The sequence below is a fragment of the Ensifer sp. ENS10 genome, assembly GCF_014852025.1.
In the GTDB taxonomy this organism is placed as follows: domain Bacteria; phylum Pseudomonadota; class Alphaproteobacteria; order Rhizobiales; family Rhizobiaceae; genus Ensifer.
Window position 1 is genome coordinate 402,676 of sequence record NZ_JACVAS010000007.1, and the last position, 9,797, is coordinate 412,472.

Here is a 9,797-nt window from a genome sequence, read left to right on the forward strand (position 1 = left end):
TATATAATAAGGTAAATTCTCGTGCTTCCTCCCTTTGGGTTACGCCTAATCCTAGGCGTTCCGGCCCTTTAATTTAACAAAACTTAATGGACACCTCCTATCATCCCACCCGCACCACTCGTCCCTGTTGCAGGCGTAAAGTGGGGGGCAAGCATGGAGTGTCCGAAACAACGTCCATTGATGGAAAAGCGACGACAGATTTCCGTTGACCGTGACGCAGCGCGATGGATCAGTGCATGAAGCACACGTTGGCCGACGTAGTTGACATCGACCTACATAAGCAGCCGCACAGGCCGCATTTGGCTGAGCTTCAGACACTCTATCGAATGGAGGGCGAGGCTGGCCGGCGTGCGGCGACGAGGCAGGGCCTCTGGGTCGCGGTTGCCGTCTATCTGTCGTTTTTCGCGATCGACATTCTGCTGGTCCCTGATGTCGCCTTCAATACGATACTCGCGCGCCTCGTCGTCGGCATCGGCGCGCTTTTGACCTTCGAGATCCTGTATCGCATCAAGGCCCGAACCAAGTGGCTCGACGGCACCTGCGCCGCTGCACTGGTCTTCGGCTACATCGGCTGGCTCGTGCCTGCGATGATGACGGCCGACGTCGGCAGCATGTCCTACTACATGATCTTCGGCGCGATCTTCATGATGGGCGCCAATCTCTTCTTCAGTTTCCGCTTCCGCCTCTCGGTCGTCGCCTCCGGGATCGTGTTGACGACGTTCTTCATCGCTCTCTCGTTCTTCTCCGAGCAAGATCCTGCCTATCTGATCGCCTTCGGGACCTTTTACGTCTCCTGCTTCATCTTCACCTCCTATGTAAACTGGAAGCTCAACCGCGAGCGCTACAAGGTGTTCCTCAACGCCTTCGAGGCGAAGATCCAGCAGAACGAAGCCTCGGAACGAGGAATGGCGCTGCTGCGGCTATCCAACACCGATCCCCTGACCGGTCTGGACAACCGCCGCGCCATCGACCAGCAGCTGCGCGACTATTGGAACGATTGGCAGAAGCTCGGAAAAAGCTTTGCCGCTATGCTGATCGACGTTGATTTCTTCAAGAAATACAATGACTGCTACGGCCATCAGGAGGGCGACCGCTGCCTCGTTCTGGTGGCCAATGCGCTCGGCGAGGCGATCAAGGACTATAACGGTTCCATCGGTCGCTATGGCGGCGAGGAGTTCATCGTTCTTGCCCGCCTGGACACTCTGGAGCAGGCAGCCGAGCTGGCCGAGGTGATCTGCCGTACCGTCGAGAACATGCGGCTAGTGCATGAGCAGCGCCGCGATGGCGTCTCCATCGTCACCGTCAGCGTCGGTGCCGCCTTCACGCGCAATCAGACCGGCGCCAAGCTCGAGAAGATCATCCACGAAGCCGACCGTGCGCTCTATGCCGCCAAGGCGAGCGGCCGAAACTGCGCGAAGCTGTTCGACCCGAACGACCCGCAAAGCAGCGACGAAAGCGAGAACATTGCCGCGCTTCTGAAGATCGCGGTCGATCAGAACCTGGTATCGCTCGTCTACCAGCCGATCAGGAACGTGATGACCGGTGAGGTCGAGGCCGTCGAGGCCCTGATGCGGCTGACGATGCTGGACGGCACGTCGGTTCCGCCGAGCCTTTTCATTCCGGTTGCCGAGCGAACCGGCGCAATTCTCGACCTCGGTCGCTGGGCGATCAAGACCGTCTGCCGCGAACTTCTCGTCGACAACCATATCCCGCTCGTCAGCGTCAACGTCTCACCGATCCAGCTGAAGACTCCGGGCTTTGCAACCTCGGTCGCCGCGATCCTCGGAGAGACCGGCGTGGCCGGCAGCCGTCTTGCCTTCGAGATCACCGAAGGGCTCGAAATGGAGATGCATTCGGGCATCCTGCGCTGCATCAGCGACCTCGAAACGCTGGGCATCAGGATATGGCTGGATGACTTCGGCACGGGCTTTGCCGGCCTCTCCTGGCTGCGCCTGATCGAATTCGATACCGTAAAGATCGACCGGTCGTTCCTGCACGATTGCAATACCCCCAAGGGGCGCGCCATGCTGCAGGACATCATCGGGCTGGTGCGAAACCGCGGCCACAAGATCCTGATCGAAGGCGTAGAGACCGACGAGCAACTGGCGCTGATGCGGCGCTTCCGGATCGACCAGGTCCAGGGCTTCCACGTCGGCCGCCCTGCGCCGGCAGAGACTTTCCGTACGCCACCGGACAAGCCGCGCATGCCGCTGCGAAACGGCGCCCGATCCTAGCCGGGCCCACGCTCGATCCGGAAGCGCATAGTGCGCGCTTCGGAGCCGGCTTCAGCCAAAACACAACCTTAACATAGCCCGCGAATACATGTTGCGCTTCGACCGGGTGGAGACGTAGTATACCGGAGCTTACAGTGCCGCCGGATACAATCTCACATTGTGACCATGGGAGCGTGCATGACCATGGAAAGTCGGCAGGACAGCCGGGTCAAGTCGGCAGTTGCCCCACCCACCGACGCGGAAATTCTGGCACAACTCGATCGAATTCGCCGCAGCGCCGAGTTCGATGCGCCGGAGCGTGATCGCAAATTCCTGACCTATGTCATCGAGGAAACGATTGCGGGCCGAGGAGATCGCATAAAGGCCTATTCGATTGCAACCGAGGTCTTCGGCCGGGATTCCTCTTTCGACCCGCAGACGGATCCGGCGGTGCGGATCGAAGCCGGCCGCATTCGCCGGGCGCTCGAACGCTACTACCTCGTTGCCGGGCGAACCGATCCGATCGTCATCAGCATCCCCAAGGGCGCTTACGTGCCAACTTTCGAACGGCGCATCGATGCGTGGCTCCCGTCGCACACGGAAGCCAAGGAAAGTGCCGCACAAAAACCAGCCACGCTACGCACCCGGCGAGGAGCCTGGCTCACGGCGGCAGCCATGGTCTGCGTCGGTGGCGGCCTGGCAGCCGGGGCGCTCCTCCTTCACGAGGATGACAAATCGATCGTTCGCCTGCAGCCGACGATCCCGAAGCTCGTCGTCACACCATTTGAAGACCTGTCAGGAACCTCCCAATCGGCGATGATGGCCCGCGGGCTCACTGACGAGGTCGTCGGCAACATCGCCAAGTTCAAGGAGATCACCGTCACCACCCGTGAAGGGCCCGATGCCTCGCCGCAGGGTGGTCCGGTCTTTGCCCTGGAGGGTCGGGTCCGGTTCGACGGCGAAAGACTGCGGCTCGTGGCGAGACTCATCCAGCGGTCCGATGGATCGGTGGTATGGACGAATGCCTACGACGAGCGTCTGGAAACCGGCAAGACTATCGACCTGCAGGTGAAGGCGGCCGCCGCTGTGGCTGGCGCCGTGGCACAGCCCTATGGTGCCATTTTCCAGGCAAACGCCACGGCGTTCAAACAGTCGGTTCCCGATGACTGGCAAGCTTATGCCTGCACCTTGAGCTATTACGGCCATCGCGGCGACGTCGGTGCGCAAGGCCAAGCCGGGGTGCAGGAATGTCTGCAACAGGCGACGCGACAGGTGCCAACCTACGCGACGGCCTGGGCCTTGCTGTCGATGTCCTATATCGACGCCTTCCAGGATCGTCTCGATCGCTCCTCCTCGGTAACGCTGGAGCGGGCAACCGAAGCTGCAGCCCGTGCTGTGGAACTGGATCCCCAGGACGTGCGCGCCCTTGAGGCGCGAATGCTTGCCCTGTTCTTCCGCGGCGATGTCGATGCTGCCCTGGCCGTCGGCGCGCGCGCACTTGCGATCAATCCCAACGACGCCGAGCTCGCCGGCGAATACGGGTTCCGGCTGGCGCTTTCAGGCCAATGGGATTCCGGCTGCAAGCTGCTGTCGGAAAGCGTCGCCCGCAACTTTGGTCCCGCCCGCTATTTCGAAAGAGCGCTTTCGGTCTGCTCCTACTTCGGGGGCGACTATGTCACCGCCGAGCGATGGGCGCGCATGGCCGATCTTCGCACCCATCCGTTCTCCCGCGTCATGCTTCTGGCCACGCTGGGCAAGCTTGGCAAAGATGCACAGGCGCAGGAAGAAAGGAAGTGGATCGAAACCAACCTGCCAGGCCTGCTTGAAGGTATCCCACAGGAGGTCGCTCTGAGGCTGCGCCGTCCGCAGGATCGGCAACAGCTTGTTGATGGCTTGCGCAAGGCGGGCGTGCCGATTCCCGAAACCGAATTCGAACAGGCACGCACAGACAGTTCGATCCACTGACCAAGGCGCGGCTCAAACCGGCCGCGGCGATTGCGATGCGTCGGATTGGGGTTTTTCGCGTACGGTGCCCCCCTGCATCCAGACCATCAGCAGATCGTGGACCACACTGAGGACGATGGGGCCCAGGAAGAGGCCGATCAGCCCGTAGGAAAGCGTGCCGCCGAGCACCCCGAGCAGGATGACCAGCGTCGGCGTCGAAAGTCCGCGAGCCACCAGGATCGGCTTCATCACATTGTCGATGACGAAGAGCGGGACCAGCAGAATGGTCATAAGCAGCGCTGGACCGAAATCCATCGTCACCCAGGCCCAGATGATCACCGGAAGCAGGACCAGCGCGGGCCCGATCTGGATGATGCAGAGAACAAGCACGACGAATGCGATCGCACCCGGCGCCGGAACATGGAACAGGCCGAGCACCAAGGCACAGAGAAAGGCCTGCAGCAACGCGACGCCGATGACCCCGCGTGCCACGTTGCGGATCGTCGCTGCCGCCAGACGCAGGAAGCCGATGCCCCTGTCACCACCGATCCTGCCGGAGAAACGTTGCGCCATCTCCGCCAGCCGTTCGCCGGAGCCGAAAAGAAAGCCGGCCACCAAGACGGACACCACGAAGCTCAGCACCTCGGCGCCGATGCTCGCAATTTTGCCGAGCGCCTTGCTGCCCGCCTGCACCAGCGAAGGTTCGAGCTTGCTCAGGAGAGCTTCGAAATTATCCGATGCCATGCTCCAGGCGGCATGAACCCGTTCACCGACGATCGGCCACTCGCGAACATATTCCGGTGGTACCGGCACTCTGAGCGAACCGTCGGCAAGTTTTGCGAGCAGCGCCTGGAGCCCTTCGGCAAAGCTGACCGCAATCGCGGTCAACGGGGCGACGATGACGGCCAGACAGGTCAGCGTGATGAGAAATGAAGCCAATCGCCGCGAGCCGAGAAGGCGGCCAAGTCGGGCATAGGCCGGGTAGAGCGCCACGGCAAGGATGGCCGCCCAGATGAGAATGATGGCGAATGGCGCAATCAGCGTCAGGGACCAATAGGCAAAAAGCCCGACGATGCCGATCCTGGCGATATCGGTGATCTTCGCCTCGAAGGACGGGGGACCGGTTGGCCCATCGCGAACCGCGCCCGTTCGGGAAGGATCATCAACCATTCTCGCCCCTCACCCTTGATGTGGCAAATCAATGCGCCGCTGCGGCTTCTCGGGGCCCGCGTGTCACTGAATCCAGTATGGCTGGACCTGTCCCAGACAGGCAGCATACCGTCCCTCGTGCAACAGTCATGCGGATCGTACGCTGGCGATGGCCGATAGGCAGTAACATACAGTAGCATACGTCATTCGGGCTTCCCCATCGGCTAGCCTCCCCTAGAGATACCTGTGACAGACGGCAGTAGAAATATAAGCTGCGACAGCATCAAGCTCTGGTTGCAGCAGAAGCGTCGACAGGGGGCTGTCACGCGCGCTTGTCCAAGCGCCCGCGCGCCTCAGCCAACAAAGGGAGGCTGGATAGATGATCCGGAAAACGATCATCGCGCTCGGCAGCGCAGTGACGATACTGGTTTCAACGCCCATCACGGCCGTCATGGCCCAGCAGACAGCGAGTGCGCCAGCCGCTGAGCAGCAGACAGCGCCGGAACCACTCAGCGACGACGAACTCGAAGTTCTGGTCGCGCGCATCGCGCTCTATCCGGACGAGCTGGTGGCGCTTATTTCCGCTGCCGCGCTCTATCCGCTGCAGATAGTCGAGGCAGAACGGTTTCTGGAGGCTCGCCAGAAGAAACCCGACATGAAGCCAAAGGACGATTGGGACGGTAGCGTCATTTCGCTGCTCAACTATCCCCAGATCGTCAAGATGATGAGCGAAGACCTCGAGTGGACGCAGGCTTTCGGCGACGCGATCGCCAATCAGCAGAAAGATGTGCTGATCGCGATACAGCAGTTGCGCGACGAGGCCGTCGCCAAGAACATCATCAAGAGCGACGACAAGGTGAAGGTGGTCCAGGAAGGCGACAACGTCATCATCCAGGCAGCCAACCCCGAAACGATCTACGTTCCGCAGTATCCGCCGGAGATGCTGTACGAGCCGAATTATGCACCGGCGCCGATCGGCTACTATGAAGAACCCTATCCGGCCTATTGGTATCCGGGGGCGGCCTTCTTCGCCGGCGCGGTGACTGGGGCTGCCTTCGCGGCGATCGTCGACTGGGACGATTGGGGCGTCTGGGGCGGCCGCTGGAACGGCGGCGACATGGACATCGACTGCAACAACTGCTTCAACAACATCAACGGCAAGGTGAAGTGGAACGACATCGACTGGAAGAATGTCGATCGCAGCAAGATCAACTTCGACCGCGACCAGCTTCAGCATTTCGACCGAAACAGCATCAAGAACAACATCAAGGCAAACGGCAACAACAACCTGCGCAACCGCGCCGCTGAGATCAACCGCGATCGGCCGAACGCGCGGCCCGGCGGTGGTGGCGGCGGTCAGATCCGGGACGTGCGCAAGAGCACGCTCGATGGGCTGAAGGCCCAGCAGAGGCCGGCAGCGCGGCCCGGTGGTGGCGGGCAGGGGGTTGCGAAAGCGCGGCCCGGCGACGGCAAGCCGAGCCTCAACCGCCCTGGCGGCAACAAGCCTTCGCAAGTGAACCGTCAGGGCGGCAAGAAGAAGATGGCCGCCAAGGCGCAGAACCGACCGAACAGGCCGTCGGGCCTCGGCAACGTCAATCCCGGGCGGCGTGAAATCAACTCGTCACGCCGCGGCGGTCAGAGCATGGGCGGTGGCCACCGCGGCGGCGGGCGGCCACAGATGAGCCGCGGCGGCGGCAGGCCGCCAATGCACCGCGGCGGCGGTGGTCGCGGCGGCGGCGGCGGACGCAGGCGTTGAACGGATCATAGGAGAACGACCATGGCAAAACTCTTTCATCCGTTTCTCCTCGGAACGGCGATCGCCCTCACGCTGGCCGCCGTGCCACTCAACGCGTCTTTCTCGCAGACACAGACGCCGGCGGAACAGGCGCCAACGGATCAAATGGCCGCAGGCCTCGATGCCTATGCGGCCGACGAGGATCCGCCGATCTTCGATGATCCCGCCAAGGCGGTCGACGACTTCAAGGCGAAGCTCGCCGCCAACGATTTCGACGGTCTGGCAAAGCTTCTGGGGCTCAATGCGGAGAAGCTGAAGGCCGGTGAAGGGGCGATGGATACCTTTGCGCTCATTCGCGAAGGTGCCGCCCGCAACGTCGTCGTCCGCGATCTCGAAGGGCGCAAGATCATCCAGCTCGGCGATCGGCTCTGGCCCCTGCCCTTCCCGATCACCAAGGGCGAGGACGGCAAATGGGCTTTCGACACCTATGTCGGGCTTGAGGAGATCGTCAATCGCCGCGTCGGCGAGAACGAGCTCGAGGCAATCGATACGGTACAGGCCTATGTCGATGCGCAGAAGGAATACGCCTCGCAGGATCGCGACGCCGATGGCGTGCTCGAATATGCCCAGAAGCTGATCAGTACACCTGGCCAGACGGACGGGCTCTACTGGCCGGCCGATCAGGGCGATGGCGAAAGCCCGGTCGGCGACGCGATCAGCGAGGCAGCCTTGGAAAAGGCCAAGGCCGGCCAAGGCTACTTCGGCTACCGCTTCCGCATCGTGACCTCGCAAGGCGATAACATTGCCGGCGGGCGATATGACTATGTCATCAACGGCAACATGATCGGCGGTTTCGCCTTGATCGCCTGGCCAGTCAGTTATGCCGAGACCGGCGTCAAGACCTTCGTCGTCAACCAGCAGGGCATCGTCTACGAGCGGGACCTCGGGCCGAGCACCGAGCAGATCGTGCCCTTCATCGATCGTTTCGATCCCGATGACAAATGGGACGTGGTGCCCGATTGAGCGCCGATCTCAGTTGACGATCTCCTGTCGGGCCGGATTTCCCCCCCGGCCTGAATGGGCGAACGGATCGACGACATCGGTTGCCGAGGTCTTCTGACGGTTTCGACCACCTATGCGTCAACTTGTGCAAATCTCAGCGGCATGTGCAGCGAAACGCGATAGCGCGTCGGCCCGACATGACCGGCGGTCAACGATGCACCTTCCGGAAAATGCGTCCTGACTCGATGAGCGACATTGGCAAGTCCAATGCCGAGGCCCTCGCCCGCCTTGCCGGAAGCGGACGTGGCAACGTCGTTTTCGACGGACAGATTGAGCGTCCCTCCAACCCGAGCCGCCCGGATGTGAATTTCGACCTCGCCGATCGAACGGCCGACGCCGTGCTTCACCGCGTTCTCGACCAACGGCTGCAGGATCAGGCTTGGAACCATGGCACCCTCGAGTTCGGGAGGGATGTCGATACGAACGACCATTCGATCCGAAAACCGCTCCTTCTCGATATCGAGATACTCTTTCTGCAGAGCCATTTCGTCCGCAAGCCGTAATTCGCGCATCGGATCGAGCTGCAGCGTCGACCGCAGAAACCCCGAGAGCGACATGATCATCCGCTCGGCCCGCTGCGATGCCCCCTCCTCCACCAGGCCGGTGATGGAGTTGAGCGTATTGAAGAGGAAATGCGGGTTTATCTGATATTGCAAGGCACGCATCTGCGCCGCCAGCGCCTCTTCGCGCGAGGCAATCAGTTTCAAATCCCGATCGCGGACCTCCATGTGATTGAGCAACGCCACGAAGAGAAACGACCAGCCAAAGAAGATCGACATGCGGTAACAGACCGCGTAGCCGTAATCCATGATGTTGAACGGCGCGACGACGGGCGACATGATCAGCGTGTAGAGGTAGTAGTCCAGCAGCGACATACCGAGGGAGCTGACCAGGGAAAGCAGCAGGCACACGAAAATTTGCGTGGCATACCGCTGCCTTCTCATGCGGCTGAGCAGATGCGCAAACAGAATGGCCAGAACGACAAAGACCGCTTCAAGGACAAGCTTGCCAACGAACGGCTTAAGGGGATTGTCACCGATTGTGAGCCAGATCGGACTACTGATCAGCAATTCGGCGGCTGCATAGATCAAAGCCAGGCGCAGGGTCGTTGCGGGAAATCGACGGCCATCCAGGAAGCTGTCGGTCGGAATGGTGATGTGTTTCATGCAAACTCTATCACGCTGGTTTCAGGTGGCTTTGTTCGGGCGACGTGACCGCCTGGCTGCGCCCGGTTTGGGTTATTTGAAAGGGCAAACAAAGAAATTTAGCAACTAAAAGGTTTACTCACCGTTCTCAACCGCGCCAAGATTGCGTCGGGAGGGGAGACCGATCGGTCGTTGGGGGCGCTGATGTACTGCCGACGATCCGCCTGTCGAACGAGATCATCGAGGAGACCCGCACTTGGCTGGCCTTGGAGGATTGGGATTTCGACGGGTAATTTTGAGAAGCTGGTCTGCCTTGCCGTCTTCCGTCGTGGTCCGGAGGGTGGACCGACGCATTGGCTAGGGCTGTGCCTAGAACGTCAAAAAGCCCGCGGACGTTTGTGTCCTGCGGGCTTTTTGGATGTTTGGTTGCGGGGGCAGGATTTGAACCTGCGGCCTTCAGGTTATGAGCCTGACGAGCTACCGGGCTGCTCCACCCCGCGCCATCGCGGTAAATCCCTATGGGATTTATCCGCTCTTTCCGGGTTTTGC

6 protein-coding genes and 1 tRNA gene are annotated in these 9,797 nt (G+C 61.1%); 4 read left to right on the plus strand and 3 right to left on the minus strand.

All coding sequences use genetic code 11. From position 1 onward, the window contains the following. The first annotated feature begins 236 nt into the window (after window positions 1–236). Complete coding sequence (locus IB265_RS24325; protein ID WP_057254493.1) at window positions 237–2,234, plus strand: bifunctional diguanylate cyclase/phosphodiesterase; 1,998 nt, start codon at window positions 237–239, stop codon at window positions 2,232–2,234. Between the two features lie 177 nt (window positions 2,235–2,411). Beyond that, window positions 2,412–4,178, plus strand: coding sequence for a hypothetical protein (locus IB265_RS24330; protein WP_192495210.1), 1,767 nt, complete (start codon window positions 2,412–2,414; stop codon window positions 4,176–4,178). Window positions 4,179–4,190: 12 nt separating this feature from the next. Here IB265_RS24330 and IB265_RS24335 read toward each other — a convergent pair whose 3' ends face one another. Continuing rightward, window positions 4,191–5,327, minus strand: a complete 1,137-nt coding sequence (locus IB265_RS24335; protein ID WP_057254489.1) for an AI-2E family transporter — start codon at window positions 5,325–5,327, stop codon at window positions 4,191–4,193. 358 nt (window positions 5,328–5,685) lie between these two features. Here IB265_RS24335 and IB265_RS24340 point away from each other — a divergent pair, with 358 nt between their 5' ends. Continuing rightward, window positions 5,686–7,062: a DUF3300 domain-containing protein gene (locus tag IB265_RS24340; RefSeq protein WP_057254487.1), complete on the plus strand. Its 1,377-nt coding sequence runs from the start codon at window positions 5,686–5,688 to the stop codon at window positions 7,060–7,062. Between the two features lie 21 nt (window positions 7,063–7,083). Next, complete coding sequence (locus tag IB265_RS24345; protein WP_057254484.1) at window positions 7,084–8,064, plus strand: DUF2950 domain-containing protein; 981 nt, start codon at window positions 7,084–7,086, stop codon at window positions 8,062–8,064. A gap of 110 nt (window positions 8,065–8,174) precedes the next feature. Here the strand turns inward: IB265_RS24345 and IB265_RS24350 are convergent, their stop codons facing one another. Together IB265_RS24350 and IB265_RS24355 are read right to left on the minus strand one after the other, a co-directional pair. Beyond that, complete coding sequence (locus tag IB265_RS24350) at window positions 8,175–9,269, minus strand: sensor histidine kinase (protein WP_057254482.1); 1,095 nt, start codon at window positions 9,267–9,269, stop codon at window positions 8,175–8,177. A 402-nt stretch (window positions 9,270–9,671) separates the two neighbouring features. Then, a tRNA-Met gene (locus IB265_RS24355) sits at window positions 9,672–9,748 on the minus strand. Window positions 9,749–9,797: the final 49 nt, after the last annotated feature.